General features: G+C 66.7%; 16 protein-coding genes. 13 read left to right on the forward strand and 3 right to left on the reverse strand.

Annotated features, from left to right (window positions below; all coding sequences use genetic code 11):
* The first annotated feature begins 97 nt into the window (after positions 1-97).
* The 3 genes from FLL57_RS20090 to FLL57_RS20100 are packed head-to-tail and all read left to right on the forward strand — an operon-like array spanning position 98 to position 3,191.
* Positions 98-715, forward strand: coding sequence for a shikimate kinase (locus FLL57_RS20090; protein WP_047308142.1), 618 nt, complete (start codon positions 98-100; stop codon positions 713-715).
* Positions 712-1,860 (forward strand): 3-dehydroquinate synthase, encoded by a 1,149-nt coding sequence (gene aroB / locus FLL57_RS20095; RefSeq protein ID WP_013500371.1) that lies wholly within the window; start codon positions 712-714, stop codon positions 1,858-1,860. The genes FLL57_RS20090 and aroB overlap by 4 nt, the downstream gene beginning before the upstream one ends.
* 14 nt (positions 1,861-1,874) lie before the next feature.
* Positions 1,875-3,191: an HlyC/CorC family transporter gene (locus tag FLL57_RS20100; RefSeq protein ID WP_013500370.1), complete on the forward strand. Its 1,317-nt coding sequence runs from the start codon at positions 1,875-1,877 to the stop codon at positions 3,189-3,191.
* A 94-nt stretch (positions 3,192-3,285) separates the two neighbouring features.
* On the opposite strand, the gene FLL57_RS20105 is transcribed toward FLL57_RS20100, so the two are convergent.
* On the reverse strand, positions 3,286-3,555 hold the full coding sequence (locus FLL57_RS20105; protein ID WP_013500369.1) for a BolA family protein: 270 nt from the start codon (positions 3,553-3,555) through the stop codon (positions 3,286-3,288).
* Positions 3,556-3,672: 117 nt separating this feature from the next.
* Between FLL57_RS20105 and FLL57_RS20110 the strand changes: the two genes are divergently transcribed.
* Positions 3,673-4,317: a J domain-containing protein gene (locus tag FLL57_RS20110; protein WP_013500368.1), complete on the forward strand. Its 645-nt coding sequence runs from the start codon at positions 3,673-3,675 to the stop codon at positions 4,315-4,317.
* Between the two features lie 118 nt (positions 4,318-4,435).
* Here FLL57_RS20110 and FLL57_RS20115 read toward each other — a convergent pair whose 3' ends face one another.
* Entirely contained in the window at positions 4,436-5,059 is a 624-nt protein-coding gene (locus FLL57_RS20115; protein ID WP_142883840.1) for a DedA family protein, read from the reverse strand.
* 276 nt (positions 5,060-5,335) lie between these two features.
* Here FLL57_RS20115 and cobS point away from each other — a divergent pair, with 276 nt between their 5' ends.
* The 6 genes from cobS to FLL57_RS20145 all read left to right on the forward strand — a co-directional run bounded on the left by cobS (position 5,336) and on the right by FLL57_RS20145 (position 11,566).
* Complete coding sequence (gene cobS / locus FLL57_RS20120; protein ID WP_013500366.1) at positions 5,336-6,331, forward strand: cobaltochelatase subunit CobS; 996 nt, start codon at positions 5,336-5,338, stop codon at positions 6,329-6,331.
* Between the two features lie 46 nt (positions 6,332-6,377).
* Positions 6,378-6,890, forward strand: a complete 513-nt coding sequence (locus FLL57_RS20125) for a DUF29 domain-containing protein (RefSeq protein WP_013500365.1) — start codon at positions 6,378-6,380, stop codon at positions 6,888-6,890.
* Positions 6,891-6,895: 5 nt separating this feature from the next.
* The gene (cobT, locus tag FLL57_RS20130; protein ID WP_142884254.1) at positions 6,896-8,797 is read left to right on the forward strand and encodes a cobaltochelatase subunit CobT; all 1,902 of its coding nucleotides are present in this window, start codon (positions 6,896-6,898) and stop codon (positions 8,795-8,797) included.
* A 23-nt stretch (positions 8,798-8,820) separates the two neighbouring features.
* Positions 8,821-9,957 (forward strand): esterase-like activity of phytase family protein, encoded by a 1,137-nt coding sequence (locus tag FLL57_RS20135; protein ID WP_142883841.1) that lies wholly within the window; start codon positions 8,821-8,823, stop codon positions 9,955-9,957.
* A 383-nt stretch (positions 9,958-10,340) separates the two neighbouring features.
* Complete coding sequence (locus FLL57_RS20140; protein ID WP_142883842.1) at positions 10,341-11,075, forward strand: cytochrome c oxidase assembly protein; 735 nt, start codon at positions 10,341-10,343, stop codon at positions 11,073-11,075.
* Positions 11,072-11,566, forward strand: a complete 495-nt coding sequence (locus tag FLL57_RS20145; protein ID WP_013500361.1) for a CopD family protein — start codon at positions 11,072-11,074, stop codon at positions 11,564-11,566. Before FLL57_RS20140 ends, FLL57_RS20145 begins: the two co-directional genes overlap by 4 nt.
* On the opposite strand, the gene FLL57_RS20150 is transcribed toward FLL57_RS20145, so the two are convergent.
* Entirely contained in the window at positions 11,530-12,012 is a 483-nt protein-coding gene (locus tag FLL57_RS20150) for a DUF2231 domain-containing protein (protein ID WP_013500360.1), read from the reverse strand. The two genes, FLL57_RS20145 and FLL57_RS20150, sit on opposite strands and share 37 nt — an antisense overlap.
* A gap of 21 nt (positions 12,013-12,033) precedes the next feature.
* On the opposite strand from FLL57_RS20150, the gene coxB reads away from it, so the two are divergent.
* From coxB to FLL57_RS20165, 3 genes are read left to right on the forward strand one after another with little or no spacing between them, the layout of a single operon-like run.
* On the forward strand, positions 12,034-12,735 hold the full coding sequence (coxB, locus tag FLL57_RS20155) for a cytochrome c oxidase subunit II (RefSeq protein WP_142883843.1): 702 nt from the start codon (positions 12,034-12,036) through the stop codon (positions 12,733-12,735).
* Complete coding sequence (gene ctaD, locus FLL57_RS20160) at positions 12,732-15,266, forward strand: cytochrome c oxidase subunit I (RefSeq protein ID WP_142883844.1); 2,535 nt, start codon at positions 12,732-12,734, stop codon at positions 15,264-15,266. Before coxB ends, ctaD begins: the two co-directional genes overlap by 4 nt.
* Complete coding sequence (locus FLL57_RS20165) at positions 15,263-15,604, forward strand: hypothetical protein (protein WP_142883845.1); 342 nt, start codon at positions 15,263-15,265, stop codon at positions 15,602-15,604. Before ctaD ends, FLL57_RS20165 begins: the two co-directional genes overlap by 4 nt.
* Positions 15,605-15,616: the final 12 nt, after the last annotated feature.

Raw genomic sequence — 15,616 nt, forward strand, 5'->3', positions numbered from 1 at the left:
GACTACGACCATGTTCGCCGAGTCCTTGCAAGAGACACTGGCCTGCGCGGCGACCGGGGTAGTATAGCTGGCCCTTTCAGTCCCACGGATGCCGCGAATGTCTGAAACCGTACCGACGGCTGCTGCCGGCAGGTCGCCCGAGGAAGCCGCGATCGTCGCGGCGCTGGGCGATCGCCCGGTCGTGCTCATCGGCATGATGGGTGCTGGCAAATCCACCGTCGGACGGCGTCTGGCGCTACGGCTCGGGCTGCCGTTTCTCGATGCCGACACCGAGATTGAAACAGCCGCGGCGATGACCATTCCGGAGATCTTCCAGACCCACGGCGAGCCGCATTTCCGCGACGGCGAGGCGCGGGTGATCGCCCGGCTGCTGGACGGCGGCACCAAGGTGCTGGCGACCGGCGGCGGTGCATTCATGCGCGAGGAGACGCGTGACCGGATTCGCGACAAGGCAATCTCGCTGTGGCTGGAAGCAGAGGCCGACGTGATCCTGCGACGGGTCAAGCGCCGTGCTGATCGCCCGTTGCTGAAGACCCCCGATCCGGCCGGCACCATCGCCCGGCTGATTGCCGAGCGCTATCCGCTGTATCGCGAAGCCGACATCACCATCGCATCGCGCGACGTGCCACACGAGAAGATCGTCGACGAATGCGTCGCCGCGCTCCACCACTATCTATGCGGCGCGCCCGCCCCAACCATGAGCGAGACTTCATGAACGCCCCGCAGAAACACTCCGCCCCGATCACCGTCGAAGTCGCCCTCGGCGACCGCGCCTATGACATCGTGATCGGCCGCGACGTGATCGCCTCGCTGGGCGAACGGATCGCCAAGCTGCGCCCCGGCGCACGCACCGCGATCGTCACCGATCGCACCGTGGCGAAGACCTGGCTGAAACGCGCCGAAGAGGTGCTCGACCAGGCCGGCATCGCACATGCCTCGGTGATCGTCGGCGAAGGCGAAAGCTCCAAGAGCTATGCGGGGCTCCAGCAGGTGTGCGAGGCGCTGATCGCCGCCAAGATCGAGCGCAATGATCTGGTGATCGCGCTCGGCGGCGGCGTGATCGGCGATCTTGCCGGCTTCTCGGCCTCGCTGCTGCGCCGCGGCGTCGATTTCGTGCAGGTTCCGACCTCACTGCTGGCGCAGGTCGACTCCTCGGTTGGCGGCAAGACGGGCATCAACTCGCCGCAGGGCAAGAACCTGATCGGCACGTTCCATCAGCCGGTGCTGGTGCTGGCCGACACCGCAATCCTCGATACGCTGTCGCCGCGGCAATTCCGCGCCGGCTATGCCGAAGTGGCGAAATACGGCGCGCTCGGCGACGAGGCGTTTTTCGCCTGGCTCGAAGCCAACCATGCCGAGCTGTTCAGCGGCGGCGCCGCGCGCGAGCACGCGGTGGCCACCTCGTGCCGGGCCAAGGCCGCGATCGTCGCCCGCGACGAACGCGAGACCGGCGACCGCGCGCTGCTCAATCTTGGCCACACCTTCGGCCACGCGCTGGAAGCGGCGACCGGATTCTCGGACCGGCTATTCCACGGCGAGGGCGTGGCAATCGGCATGGTGCTGGCAGCGGAATTCTCCGTCGAGCGCGGCATGATGCCGGCGGCCGACGCGCAGCGGCTGGCCAAGCATCTCGCCGACGTCGGCCTGCCGACGCGGCTGCAGGACATTGCCGGCTTCATCCAGGAAGGCCTTGCCGACGCCGACCAGTTGATGGCGCTGATGGCGCAAGACAAGAAGGTCAAGCGCGGCGAACTCACCTTCATCCTGATGGAAGGCATCGGCCGCGCAGTGATCGCCAACAAGGTCGAACCTGCGCCGGTGCGCGACTTCCTCGCCAGCCAGCTCGCGCACAGATCGTGAGCGAGCGCGACCTCATGGAGTGGGTCACGTTCGGCATCGTGATCGCCTGCCTGTTCGGCTCGGCGTTCTTCTCGGCCAGCGAGACCGCACTGACGGCAGCCTCGCGCGCCAACATGATGCGGCTGGCCAAGCAGGGTAGCAGCAACGCCGGCATCGTCGGCCGGCTCCTGGGGATGCGCGAGCGGATGATCGGCGCGCTGCTGCTCGGCAACAACGTCTTCAATATCGGCGCGTCCGCGCTGGCGACCGGCCTGTTCACCGCATGGTTCGGCGAGCTGGGCGTGCTCTACGCCACCGCGGTGATGACCGCGCTGGTGGTGATCTTCGCCGAGGTGATGCCGAAGACCATCGCGATCTCGGCACCGGATCGCTTCGCACTGTTGGTCGCCAAGCCGATGCGGCTGATGGTGCTGGTGCTCGGTCCCGTGCTCGTGGTGATCGAGGCCCTGGTGCGTGTGCTGATGCGGCTGCTCGGCATCAAGCTCGGCGCCAACCAGTCGCTGCTGTCGGCAACCGAACGGCTGCGCGGCGCGGTCGAGCTGATTCACCACGAGGGCGGCGTCGCCAAGCACGATCGCGACATGTTCGGCGGCTTGCTCGACCTCAATGAGTTGCAGGTCTCCGACGTGATGGTTCACCGCACCGAGATGGTGATGGTCAACGCAGACCTGCCGCCCGACGAATTGGTCCGCGAGGTTCTGGCCACCGAATACACCCGGATTCCGCTTTGGCGCGACAAGCCGGAGAACATCATGGGCGTGCTGCACGCCAAGGATCTGCTGCGTGCTTTGCGCGCCGCCGACGGCGACGCATCCAAGATCGAGGTCGGCAAGATCGCGCTTCCGCCGTGGTTCGTACCGGAAATGCGCCCGGTCTCGGAACAGCTCAAGGCGTTCCGCACCCGCAAGACTCACTTCGCGCTGGTGGTCGACGAATACGGCGAAGTCGAAGGCATGGTGACACTCGAGGACATCCTCGAGGAAATCGTCGGTGATATTTCCGACGAACACGACGTCGTGGTCGCAGGCGTCCGTACCCAGCCGGACGGCTCGGTCGTGGTCGACGGCTCGGTGCCGATCCGCGACCTCAACCGCGCGATGGACTGGAACCTGCCGGACGAGGAAGCCACCACCGTCGCCGGCCTTGTGATCCACGAGGCACGGTCGATTCCGGAGCGCGGCCAGAATTTCACCTTCCACGGATTCCGGTTTCGCGTGCTGCGCCGCGAGCGCAACCGCATCACCGCACTACGCATCTCCCCGGTGCCGCGCGAGGGCGAGGCCGAACTGATCGAAACGAGCAACCGGAAGACACGGGCCGGATCGGCGTAGGCCGGCGCTGCGCTCGGAGCATTTTCGAGCGACGAGGAGGCCGGTGCGCGTGAAGAAGACGCGTCGACGGAGACAGCTCGACCGGGTGTGAGCTTCAGGCTTCGCCGGGTGCCTTGGCCTTGATCGCCAGCGCGTGGACGCCGCCCGTCAGTTCCGCGGCGAGGAGTTCGTTGATCATGCGATGGCGATCGAGCCGGCTCTTGCCGGCGAACGCGGCGGACACGATATTGACCCGGAAATGAGTCTCGCTGCGGCCGGCGTGCCCCGCGTGCCCTTCGTGCAGATTGGATTCGTCGACGACGTCGAGGCTTTCCGGCGTGAAAGCTTCGCGCAACTTCTGCGTGATAGTGTCCTGAGTGCCCATGCCCGATGCCCACCGTCGGCCGTTATTTCGTCAAACACGTCTGCGACGCATCAACCCGGGGGTCGCTCGGAATGTCAAGACTTGAAGCCCGAAGCGTTGCGTAGTCAAAGTCCGCCCATGCCAATCGACTCGTCCAAATTCTTCGACAAGATCCGCGTCAAGCCGCGGGCCGCGGAAGTGGCGCGCGAAGCCGCGCGCGAACAGGTGCGGATGTGCGATGCGCCGGGCTGCACCAGCCGCGCCGCGCACCGCGCGCCGAAGGGGCGCGGCCACGAAAAGGACTATTGGCATTTCTGTCTCAATCATGTCCGGGAATTCAACCAGGGCTATAATTTCTTCCAAGGGATGAATCCTGATGACGTCGCCCGCTACCAGAAGGACGCGCTGACCGGCCATCGCCCGACCTGGAAGATGGGGCAGAACGGTGCCCGCAGCCGCGCGCGCAGCCCCGAGGATCTCGAAGGCGCCGCCGATCCGTTCAACGTGTTCAACGAATTCACCGGCAGCCGCCGCCGGCGCCGCGGACCTGATCCCGCCGAGGAGGTGCGCGCCGAGCCGCGCAAGGTGTTCAACGCCGAACGCAAGGCGCTGCAGGTGATGGGCCTGGACAGCGACGCTACGCTCGAAGTGGTCAAGGCCAAGTACAAGGCGCTGGTCAAACAGCATCACCCCGACGCCAATGGTGGCGACCGCTCGACCGAAGACCGCCTGATCGAAATCATCAAGGCCTACAACTATCTGAAGACGGTGGTCCGGAGCTGATGCGGCGCTACGGCCGTTTGTTTTTGACGGGATCAGGATCACACCCGATCCTCAGGATCCGGGCTGCGGGCTCCCGAACGGTCAGGTCCGCTTCAACCAATCGATGAAGCTCTCTACTCTAACGGGCTTGTGTGCCGGAGCGCCGGCGCCGATACGCCCAAACGCCCAGCACCGCCATTCCGGCGACACCGGCCACCACCGGCAGCCAGTGATGCAGCGTCGCATGGTCGCGCTCGAGCACGGTGGCCGCCAGCACGCCCGGCAGCACGTGAGCCGGCGCCCAGATCAGGATCGCCGGCACGTCGACCGCGAAGAAGCGCTGCGGCGTCATCTGCAGCGCACCCGCGGTGACCGGCACGAACGCCCGGATCGGCGGAACAAAGCGGCCGAACAGTACCGCCCAGACTCCCCAGCGTCGGAAGAAGCTCTCGGCCCGCGCCACCAGATCTGGATAGGTCGACAGCGGCCAGGCACTGAGAATCCGGCGCTGCGCCCGGTGGCCGGTCCAGTATGCGGCGCCGTCGCCGATCAGCGCGCCGGCGATCGCCGAGGCAAGAACGCCGACCGGATTCAGCTCGCCACCGGGAATCAGCGCGCTCAGCGCCAGAATCACCGTGGAGCCCGGCACCAGCGAGCCAAGCACCGGTACCGCTTCCAGCAGCGCAGCCAGGAACAACACCAGATAGGCCCAGCCGGCATGGGCCGCAGCGAATGCGACCAGCGAATCGAGGAATGAACTCAAGGCGCGTCTTGCTCCGGCTGATCGGTCGACGATGGCGGCAAGCTTACGGCGCCTGTACCTGCTGAAAAGTTGCGCGGCTTGCCGGTTCGCCCGCCGGATTCGCAACGCTGCCTTCCCAAAACCGCGCCGCGCTCTTATCTCAATGAAACATCGACGGAACTTTGATCGCGCGGCGGGCTTCTGCGGATCGCGGCTGTCTGCTAGGTTCAATTCCGCACTCAACCGCATCCACCACGAAGATCGGGTTTCGGGCGCGTCCGGGACCACGGAGGATTGATGACCGCCGCTACGACCACTGCTCCGGAGATCGCCGGCCTTCCCGACATGAACGTGTCGGTCCGGCAGGTCTTCGGCATCGACAGCGATCTTGAAGTTCCGGCCTATTCCGAGGTCGACCCCCACGTACCGGACGTCGATCCGGATTACCGCTTCGATCGCGCCACCACCCTCGCCATTCTGGCCGGTTTCGCCAAGAACCGCCGCGTCATGGTCACCGGCTTCCACGGCACCGGTAAATCCACCCATATCGAGCAGGTCGCGGCGCGGCTGAACTGGCCGTGCGTCCGCGTCAACCTCGATAGCCACATCAGCCGAATCGACCTGGTCGGCAAGGACGCGATCGTGGTCCGCGACGGCAAGCAGGTCACCGAATTCCGCGACGGCATCCTGCCCTGGGCGCTGCAGCACAATGTCGCGCTGGTGTTCGACGAATACGACGCCGGCCGTCCCGACGTTATGTTCGTGATCCAGCGCGTGCTGGAAATCTCCGGACGACTGACGCTGCTCGACCAGAACAAGGTCATCAAGCCGCATCCGGCGTTCCGACTGTTCGCCACCGCCAATACCATCGGCCTCGGCGACACCTCCGGCCTGTATCACGGCACGCAGCAGATCAATCAGGGCCAGATGGACCGCTGGTCGATCGTCACCACGCTGAACTATCTGCCGCACGACGAGGAAGTCGAGATCGTGCTCGCCAAGGCGAAGCACTATCGGAACGCCGAAGGCCGCGACACCGTCAACAAGATGGTGCGGCTCGCCGATCTGACCCGCAACGCCTTCGCTAACGGCGATCTGTCGACGGTGATGAGCCCGCGCACGGTGATCACCTGGTCGGAGAACGCCGAGATCTTCGGCGACATCGGTTTCGCGTTCCGCGTCACCTTTCTCAACAAATGCGACGAGCTGGAGCGCCCGCTGGTGGCGGAATTCTATCAGCGCTGCTTCAACGCCGAGCTGCCGGAGAGTTCGGTCAACATCGCGATGAGCTGACCCCAACAGCCTCTCCTTGCGCGCGAGGAGAGGCGGAAGGCAGGCGATGACAACGACCAAGTCGAAGCTGCGCAGTGATCCGATCGAGCCGGCGACGCCAAAGCCGTCGCGGCGGCACCGGGAAGATCTGTACGGCTGGGTCCAGGATCAAGTCGCTCTCCTCAAAGCGGGGCGGCTGTCGGAAATCGACGCAGTCAACATCGCGGACGAGTTGGGCGACGTGGGCAGGACAGAGTACGACAAGCTGCAAAGCGCCATCCGAGTCGTCCTGTTGCATCTGCTGAAGTGGGACCATCAACCGGAACGGCGATCCCGGAGCTGGGTGCTGTCCGTCCGGGAGCATCGCAGGCGGATTGGGCGTCTCTTGCGGGACAACCCAAGCCTGCAGCCGCGCATATCCGACGGGATCGCCGAGGCCTATGAGGACGCTATGGACGATGCCGTGAAGGAAACAGGACTGACCGAAACGGCTTTTCCCGCGACTTGTCCCTACGATTGGCGCGCCATCGTAGAACGCGTGATCGAGCACGACGAACTGCAATCACCACGCCGGCATTGATCAGCATGACCACCCAGAACACCAAAATCCGCACCGGATCGAAGGAAGCACCGACCGAGCCGTTCAAGCGCGCGGTGACCTCGTGCTTGCGCGCGATCGCCAAGGCGCCGGACCTGGAAGTCAGCTTCGCGGCCGAGCGCCCAGGCCTTGCACCGGGCAAGGCGCGGCTCCCCGAACCGGCCCGGAAGATGAGCAAGCGCGACGCTGCGATCGTGCGCGGCCACGCCGATTCGATCGCGCTGAAGCTCGCCTGTCACGATCCGAAAGTGCATCGCAAACTGATGCCGGGCAATCCGCAGGCGCGCGGCGTGTTCGAGGCGGTCGAGCAGGCGCGGGTCGAAGCGCTCGGTGCGCGGCGGATGGCCGGCGTCGCCAAGAACCTCACCGCGATGCTCGACGATCATTTCCATCGCGGCAAGTTCGACGAAATCACCGACCGTGCCGACGCGCCGCTGTCGGACGCGCTGGCGATGCTGGTGCGCGAACGGCTGACCGGGCTGGCGCCACCCACGGCCGCCAAGAAGCTGGTCGACTTGTGGCGACCGGTGCTGGAAGACAAGCTCGGGCCGCGGCTGGATCAGATCGAACGCTTCGCGGACAATCAGGCGAAGTTCGGCGATGTGATCCACGACATGCTCGACGCGCTCGAGCTCGGTGACGACCGCGACACCGAGACCGACGAGGAAGACAACCAGGACGACAAGCAGGAAGGCGAAAACGACCAGGGCGGCGCCGAGGGGCAGCCGGAAGGCGAATCCGCGCAAGAAATGAGCGCGGAGCAGGCCGAGGCAACCACCGACGACGTCAGCGACAGCCAGATGGAAAGCGCTCAGGCCTCCGCCTCCGACGCTTTCGACGATTCCGAAATGGGCGAGGACGAGACGCCGGGCGAAGCGACTCGGCCGCACAATCGCGGCGCCAACGAGCCGCGCGGCCCGGAATATCACGCCTTCGCGCCGAAGTTCGACGAGATCGTCGCCGCCGAAGATTTGTGCGACCACGACGAGCTGGAGCGGCTGCGCAGCTATCTGGACAAGCAGCTGGCGCATCTGCAGGGGATCGTGGCCCGCCTCGCCAACCGGCTGCAGCGCCGGCTGATGGCGCAGCAGAACCGCGCCTGGGACTTCGACCTCGAAGAAGGCATTCTCGATCCGGCGCGTCTGTCGCGCGTGGTGATCGACCCGTTCCATCCGCTGTCGTTCATGAGCGAGAAGGAAGCAACCTTCCGCGACACCGTGGTGACGCTGCTGCTCGACAATTCCGGCTCGATGCGCGGCCGTCCGATCACGGTGGCGGCGACCTGCGCCGACATTCTGGCGCGCACGCTGGAGCGTTGCGGCGTCAAGGTCGAGATCCTCGGCTTCACCACGCGTGCCTGGAAGGGCGGACAATCGCGCGAGGCCTGGCTCGCTGCCGGCAAGCCGGCCAACCCGGGCCGGCTCAACGACCTTCGCCATATCATCTACAAGTCGGCGGACGCGCCGTGGCGCCGGGCTCGCAAGAACCTCGGGCTGATGATGCGCGAGGGCCTGCTCAAGGAAAACATCGACGGCGAAGCGCTGGACTGGGCGCACAAGCGGCTGCTCGGCCGCCCCGAGCAACGCAAGATCCTGATGATGATCTCGGACGGCGCTCCGGTCGACGATTCGACGCTGTCGGTCAATCCCGGCAACTACCTCGAACGGCATCTGCGCCACATCATCGAGGAGATCGAGACCCGCTCGCCGGTCGAGCTGATCGCGATCGGCATCGGCCACGACGTCACGCGCTACTATCGCCGTGCTGTTACAATCGTCGATGCGGAAGAACTCGGCGGCGCGATCACCGAAAAGCTCGCCGAGCTGTTCAGCGAAACCGCGGCGCCCGCCGCCGCGCCGGGTCCGCATCGCCGCCGGCTGCATTCGTGAGCGCTTCAGGCTGAGATGAGCCGATGAGCGCTCTGCGGGGCGATGCTGGACAGCAGCGCGACCACACGGTCGACGCGTGCGCGTCCCCACCGGACGTCGGCGCCACGACGCGCCGCCGCCTGATCGCGGGTGGCCTGTCGTTCGGCGCCGCCGCGGCGCTGGCGTCGTTCGCGCCGGCGAACGCACTGGCGCAGGGCAGACAGCCAGGAGCCGACGAACTGACGCCGCCGGCGCCTCGCTCGATCGAAGTACGAGCACGCCCCATCGAGCATTTCGATCTGCGAGACCGTGCCCGCCGCCAGTTCGGCGTGCTGCAGTTTCGTAGCGGCCTGATCCTGACCTCGTCCTCCCGCGGCTTCGGCGGGCTATCCGGCCTACGGCTCGATCCGCGCGGCGAACGCTTCGTCGCAATCAGCGATAAGGCAACCTGGTTCACCGGCCGCATCGTCTATGCCGGATCGGTCATGACCGGGCTTGCCGACGTCGAGGCCGCGCCGCTGCTGGCTGCCGATGGGGCACCGTTCCGCGCCCGAAAATGGTACGATAGTGAGTCGCTCGCGTTCGACGGCGGCACCGCCTATGTGGGCTTCGAGCGCGTCAACCAGATCGTCAAATTCGAGTTCGGCCACGGCGGGGTGCGATCCCGCGGGCAGCCGATCGCCATCCCGCCGGCGCTGCGCAAACTCCCGAACAACAAGGGTATCGAGGCCTTGGTCATGGTGCCGAGGCCACATCCGCTCAGCGGGACGCTGATCGCCGTCTCGGAACGGGGCCTGGATGCGGCGCGCAACACCATCGGCTTCCTGATCGGCGGCAGAACGCCCGGCCAGTTCGCGATCCATCGCACCGCGAACTACGACATCGCCGACGCGGCGCTGCTGCCCGACGGCGACTTGCTGATCCTGGAGCGCAAATTCTCCTGGATCGAAGGCGTCCATATTCGGATTCGGCGGATCGCGCTTCGCGCCATCGTACCAGGGGCAACAGTCGACGGGCCCGCGATCTTTGAAGCCGATCTCGGCCATGAGATCGACAACATGGAGGCCCTCGACGTCCATCTCGATGAAGAGGGCGCGATCGTGCTGACGATGCTGTCGGACGACAATTTCTCGATGCTGCAGCGAACGCTGCTGCTGCAGTTCAGCCTGATCCCGGATTGAGCCTGGACAACCTGAACATGGAGCGTGCCGGGCAAATCGGGCACCGTTCGTGTGACGCACACATCGACACGAGATTAGTCCTGTTTGATCGAATCAGAGCCGGAAATGCTCCGGTGATCACGACAACCTTCCTCACGCGCCTGAGCAGTTTCGCTTCGCCGGAGCGAGGCCTGCATCGGACGACCCGGCACTACATCGCCACTGCCGAACCGCCCGCGTGGCGATTTGCCGCCGCGGCCCGATAGCATCTCTGGTCGAACCAGCACGTTGCCTCGATCGAAGCCGGCAGGGCAGCGGGGTTGCCTTGCGACATGATGGCCCGTTCCGCCCGGGCCATCACCAGTTCCGGCCGGAACGTTCGACTGCAGTCCTGGGGAGACGCGATGATTGAGCCGTATTGCGGATCGGCACCGCTCCCGGCGGACCTGTTCGTCCGCTGGAATTTCGATCCGGCGCTGCTGGTCGGGTTGGCGGTGGGGGGTGGGGTTTGGGTGGCGCGGCGTGGTGCGTGTTGGGCGGCTGCGCTGGGATGGGCGATTCTGGCAGTGCTGTTCGTGTCGCCGCTATGCGCGCTGACCTCGGCGCTGTTTTCGGTGCGGGTCGGCCACCATGTCGTGATGGTGGCCGTCGCGGCGCCGCTGCTGGCGCTGTCGCTGCGCCGCACCGCGACGGCCTCCGCACTCACGCGCGCCGGCTCGGCGATGTTCATGGTGCACACCGTGCTGCTGTGGCTATGGCACGCGCCCGCACCTTATGCGGCGGCGCTCGCCGATCCGGCTGTGTTCTGGGCGATGGAACTGAGCCTGCTCGGCAGCGCGGTCGCGCTATGGCTCGCCGTTCTCGCCCCGGCCGGGGCGATTGGGCGGAGTTTGGCGCTTTTGCTGGGGTCGGTGGTGCAGATGGGCATGCTGGGCGCGGTGATCACTTTCGCCCGTGCGCCGCTGTACGATGCCCATCTGGGGGTGACGACGGCTTGGGGGCTGTCTGCGCTTCAGGACCAGCAGCTCGCCGGCCTGGTGATGTGGGTTCCGGGCGCGCTGCCCTACCTGGCGGTGGCGCTGGTGCTGCTCGGGCGCCGGCTCGACCGGCCGATCGCCGCCAATGAACCGGTCCGATGATCGCGTGGCTGAAACTCGTTCATATCCTGGCGCTGATGGTGTGGTGCGCGGGGCTGCTGGCGCTGCCCGGCCTGTTCGTCCACCGCAGCCGGCTGGCGGATGCCGAAGCGGCCGAACTGCACCGGCTGACCCGGACGCTGTTCATCAAGATCACCTCGCCGGCGGCGTTCGTGGCGGTGGTGGCGGGCACCGTGCTGCTGTTCATGCGCGATGTCTTCACCACCTGGATGATGCTGAAGCTGGTGGTGGTCGGCGTCCTGGTGGTGATCCATGTCCGCGGCGGTCACCAGATCCTCAACCTGTTCGGACCCGAGGGGCACTACGCCGCCTGGCGGCGCTGGACCATGACGGCCGCGACCCTGTGCACCATCGCCGGTATCCTGACGCTGGTGCTGGCCAAGCCGGTGCTGGCGCCGCTGAACCTGCCGGACTGGATGACCCGGCCGGGCGGGCTTCACTCCTTGGTCGAGACCATCAAGCCGACGCCGTGATCGAACACCAGCTTGCCGCCGTGCCATCCGGCCAGGCCGACGAACACGGTGCCGAGGGCGGAGATCATCAGCCCGACCGGCAGCACCGGATCGTCCTGCACCAGCCGCCACCCCCAATTGGCGCCGGCGATCGACACCAGCGTCACCCCGGCGACCGCGTGGGTCCAGCTCGTCGTGCGCTGGCGGATGCCCTCGACCAGCAGCAGCTCCGCCGTCCCGGCGATGCTGGCGGCGACGCCGAACCAGAACGCGAAGCCGCTCGCCCACAGTCCGGCGCGCGCCCAGAACGGATCGGCGCTCCACCAATAGAACACGTCGCAGCCCAGCGTGGAGATCACCAGCGCGATCGGAAACGACACCAGCATCGCGTGGACCGGATGGCCGGCGAACGCCACCACCGAACTGGTGTCGTATTCGTTGATTTCCTCGATGACAGTCTTCGGCATTGCGCACCTCTTCGCTCGGTAATGCGGCGAGGCCGGGCCGGTTGCATCGCGGCCGTCGTCACGATGCCGCTGGCCGGGTGCAGCGGGCCGCTGTCGACGCTCGATCCCGCCGGCCCATCGGCGGCCGCGATCGCGGAGCTGTGGTGGGCGATGCTCGCCGGATCGATTGCGCTGTTCGGTCTGGTGATGACGCTGCTGCTGTGGACGTTCCTCCGGGCGAACGCGCACCCGTCGTCGCCGCGGCCGAAGCTGTGGCTCGCCGGCGGCGGACTGGTTCTGCCGGCGCTGGTCCTGACGCCGCTGCTCGCTTACGGGCTGCTGACCGGCGAGCGGCTGCTGGCGCATCCGCGCGCCGCCGAGGTGACGCGGATCGAGGTCGAGGCCCGGCAGTGGCAATGGAATTTTCGTTATCCGGCCGCAGCCGGCGGCCCCCGGATGTCGGTCAATGAACTGCATCTGCCGGCGGGGCGGCCGGTCGATCTTCACGTCGGCAGCGCCGACGTAATCCACGGCTTCTGGATTCCGCGGCTCGGCGGCAAGATCGACGCCATTCCAGGGCACATCAACGTGATCCGGCTGAGCGCCGATCGGCCCGGCGTGTATCGCGGCGTCTGCGCCGAATTCTGCGGCGGCGGCCATACCGCGATGGACTTCCGGGTCGAGGCGCATTCCGACGACAGCTACGAGGACCGGCTGCGCGAGCTGCCGCGGGACCGGCCATGACGACAGACACCCCGGATTCCCGCCATCCGCCGGTCAGCGCGATCCGACTGCACAAGCGGCTGGAAGCCGTATGGGGCACGCCGCCCGGCTGGGCGCGGCTGTCGGCGGTGAACCACAACGTGGTCGGCCGCCGCTTCATCCTGACCGCATTCGTGTTCTTCGGCATCGGCGGCGTACTGGCGATGCTGATTCGGGCCCAGCTCGCGACGCCGCGCAGCGCCTTCCTCGGGCCGGAGATCTACAACCAGATCTTCACCATGCACGGCACGGTGATGATGTTCCTGTTCGCGATCCCGATGTTCGAGGGCTTTGCGATCTATCTTCTGCCGAAGCTGCTCGGCGCCCGCGACATGGCGTTTCCCCGGCTCGGCGCCTACGGCTATTGGTGCTACCTGTTCGGCGGGTCGATCCTGCTGATCGCGCTGGCGTTCGGGCTGGCGCCGGACGGCGGCTGGTTCATGTACACGCCGCTGACCTCGAAGACCTACAGCCCCGGCATCAACGCCGACATCTGGCTGATCGGCGTCACCTTCGTCGAAGTGTCGGCAATCTCGGCGGCGATCGAGATCATCGCCACGGTGCTGAAGACCCGCGCGCCCGGCATGTCGATCGACAAGATGCCGCTGCTCGCCTGGTATCTGCTGGTCACCGCCTTCATGATGCTGTTCGGCTTCCCGCCGCTGATCCTCGGCTCGGTCCTGCTCGAACTGGAGCGGGCGTTCTCGCTGCCGTTCTTCGACCCGACGCGCGGCGGCGACTCGCTGCTGTGGCAGCACCTGTTCTGGCTGTTCGGCCATCCCGAAGTCTACATTATCTTCCTTCCGGCCGCCGGCATGGTCTCGACCATCCTGCCGACGCTCGCCCGGCGCGAGATCATCGGCTACGGCTGGATCGTGGTCAGCGTGGTGGCGCTGGCGTTCCTCAGCTTCGGGCTGTGGGTGCACCACATGTTCACGGTCGGAATTCCGCACCTCGCTCTGGCGTTCTTCTCGTCGGCCAGTACGGCGGTGGCGGTGCCGACCGCGGTGCAGATCTTCGCCTGGATCGGCACCCTGGCGGCTGGGCGGCCGCAGCTCAAACTGCCGATGCTGTACCTGCTCGGCTTCTTCTCGGTGTTCGTGATCGGCGGACTGACCGGCGTGATGCTGGCGATCGTGCCGTTCAACTGGCAGGCGCACGACACCCATTTCGTGGTCGCGCATCTGCACTACGTGCTGGTCGGCGGCTTCGTGTTTCCGATGCTGGCGGCGGCGTATTACTGGCTGCCGCATTTCACCGGCCGCGTGCCGCGCCACAGCCTCGGCACCGCCGCGTTCTGGCTGATCATGATCGGCTTCAATCTCACCTTCCTGGTGATGCACTGGACCGGGCTGCTCGGCATGCCGCGCCGGATCACCGGATACGGGCCCGAGACCGGATGGGAATGGCCGAACCTGCTGTCGTCGATCGGCAGCTTCACCATGGCGATCGGCTTCGCATTGTTCGCCATCGACGTCCTGATGCACTGGCGGCACGGCAAGCGCTGCGACCGCAACCGCTGGGGCGCCAGCACGCTGGAATGGGCCACCGCGACGCCGCCGCCGAGCTACAATTTCGCGTCGCTGCCGCAGATCGCCTCGCGCGCTCCGCTCGCCGACCGCCCCGATCTCGGCAACCGGCTCGCCGCAGGCGACGGCTATCTCGGCTTCGTCCGTCACCAATGGCTGGAAACGCTCGGCGTCGAGGCCGTGACCGGCCGGGTCGAACAGATCGTCCGGCTGCCGAACCGCACTTTCATTCCGCTGGTGACGGCGGTGATCACCGGCCTGTTCTTCGTCGCGGTGCTGTTCAAACTCTACGTTCTGGCGCTGATCGCATTGGTCGCCGTGGTGGCGGCGGCGCTGATGTGGACCCCGGACTCCGGCGAACGCCAGGATCGCGGCGCGCTGCCGATCGGCAACGGCGAGTCGGCGGTGCTGCACAGCGAAGCCGCGTCGCCGCCGTCGTTGTGGGCGATCTGGCTGGCGCTCGCCGCCGATGCGACCGCGTTTGCGTCGCTCGGCTTCGGGCTGCTGTTCCTGTGGGTCGTGGCGCCGAACTGGCCGCCGCCCGAATGGCTGCAATGGTCGCCGCTCGGCGCCGCGCTGACCGCGGCCGGTCTGGCCATCGCGCTGCTGGCCGCCAATGTGGCGGCGATGCGGAGGGTCGTCGCCCGCGCGCCGTGGCGGGAAGCGCTGCTGGCGATCGCAGCGTCGGGCCACATCGTCGCGCTGACCGGTATCGGGGCGATCGTCCTGGTGACGCCCGCTCCGACGCGGCACGCTTATGCGGCGGTGGTGCTGGTGATGCTGCTGTATGCCGGCCTGCATGTGGCGATCGGGCTGGTGTTCGCCGGCTTCGGCATCTGGCGCAGCCGCGCCGGCTTCGTCTCCCCGGTCCGCCGGATCGATCTCAGGCTCGGGGCGATCTGGACGAGCTACACCGCTGCGCTCGGTGCTGCGGCGCTGCTGCTGGTGTTCGGGCTGCCGCTGGTGATGGGAACGGTGCGATGAAGCCCCGGCTCCCGCTGCTCCTGATCCCCGCCGGCTTCGTGATCTGGGCGTCCGCCTTCACCCTGCTGTATGCGGTGCTGTCGCTCGGCTGCGTCGCCGGGTGGCAAAGCGAAGTGATCGCCGGAATGACGCTGGTGCGGCTGGTTCTTCTCGCGGTCTGGCTGGTGCATCTGGCAGCGCTGATCGTGCTGTTGATCTATTGCGTGCAGTTGAGGCACCGCTCCGCCGACCGGACCTTCGGCTTTCTGCGGCGGGCGGCGATCGGATCGACCGTCGCTGCGTTGGCCGCCACCGTCTGGACCGGAGTGGCGATCCCGGCCGTGACGCCGTGCCTGTGAGGACGGCTCCGC

Origin of the sequence: Rhodopseudomonas palustris, from assembly GCF_007005445.1 — a bacterium.
Classification (GTDB): Bacteria; Pseudomonadota; Alphaproteobacteria; order Rhizobiales; family Xanthobacteraceae; genus Rhodopseudomonas; species Rhodopseudomonas palustris_G.

Excerpts from the sequence above, each read along its gene's own strand:
- FLL57_RS20105 (WP_013500369.1), bottom strand. The coding sequence starts at position 3,555 with ATGGGCACTCAGGACACTATCACGCAGAAGTTGCGCGAAGCTTTCACG.
- FLL57_RS20090 (WP_047308142.1), top strand. The coding sequence starts at position 98 with ATGTCTGAAACCGTACCGACGGCTGCTGCCGGCAGGTCGCCCGAGGAA.
- FLL57_RS20110 (WP_013500368.1), top strand. The coding sequence starts at position 3,673 with ATGCCAATCGACTCGTCCAAATTCTTCGACAAGATCCGCGTCAAGCCG.
- FLL57_RS20145 (WP_013500361.1), top strand. The coding sequence starts at position 11,072 with ATGATCGCGTGGCTGAAACTCGTTCATATCCTGGCGCTGATGGTGTGG.
- FLL57_RS20125 (WP_013500365.1), top strand. The coding sequence starts at position 6,378 with ATGACAACGACCAAGTCGAAGCTGCGCAGTGATCCGATCGAGCCGGCG.
- FLL57_RS20100 (WP_013500370.1), top strand. The coding sequence starts at position 1,875 with ATGGAGTGGGTCACGTTCGGCATCGTGATCGCCTGCCTGTTCGGCTCG.
- FLL57_RS20165 (WP_142883845.1), top strand. The coding sequence starts at position 15,263 with ATGAAGCCCCGGCTCCCGCTGCTCCTGATCCCCGCCGGCTTCGTGATC.
- FLL57_RS20140 (WP_142883842.1), top strand. The coding sequence starts at position 10,341 with ATGATTGAGCCGTATTGCGGATCGGCACCGCTCCCGGCGGACCTGTTC.
- coxB (WP_142883843.1), top strand. The coding sequence starts at position 12,034 with ATGCGGCGAGGCCGGGCCGGTTGCATCGCGGCCGTCGTCACGATGCCG.
- aroB (WP_013500371.1), top strand. The coding sequence starts at position 712 with ATGAACGCCCCGCAGAAACACTCCGCCCCGATCACCGTCGAAGTCGCC.
- cobT (WP_142884254.1), top strand. The coding sequence starts at position 6,896 with ATGACCACCCAGAACACCAAAATCCGCACCGGATCGAAGGAAGCACCG.
- FLL57_RS20135 (WP_142883841.1), top strand. The coding sequence starts at position 8,821 with ATGAGCGCTCTGCGGGGCGATGCTGGACAGCAGCGCGACCACACGGTC.
- cobS (WP_013500366.1), top strand. The coding sequence starts at position 5,336 with ATGACCGCCGCTACGACCACTGCTCCGGAGATCGCCGGCCTTCCCGAC.
- FLL57_RS20150 (WP_013500360.1), bottom strand. The coding sequence starts at position 12,012 with ATGCCGAAGACTGTCATCGAGGAAATCAACGAATACGACACCAGTTCG.
- ctaD (WP_142883844.1), top strand. The coding sequence starts at position 12,732 with ATGACGACAGACACCCCGGATTCCCGCCATCCGCCGGTCAGCGCGATC.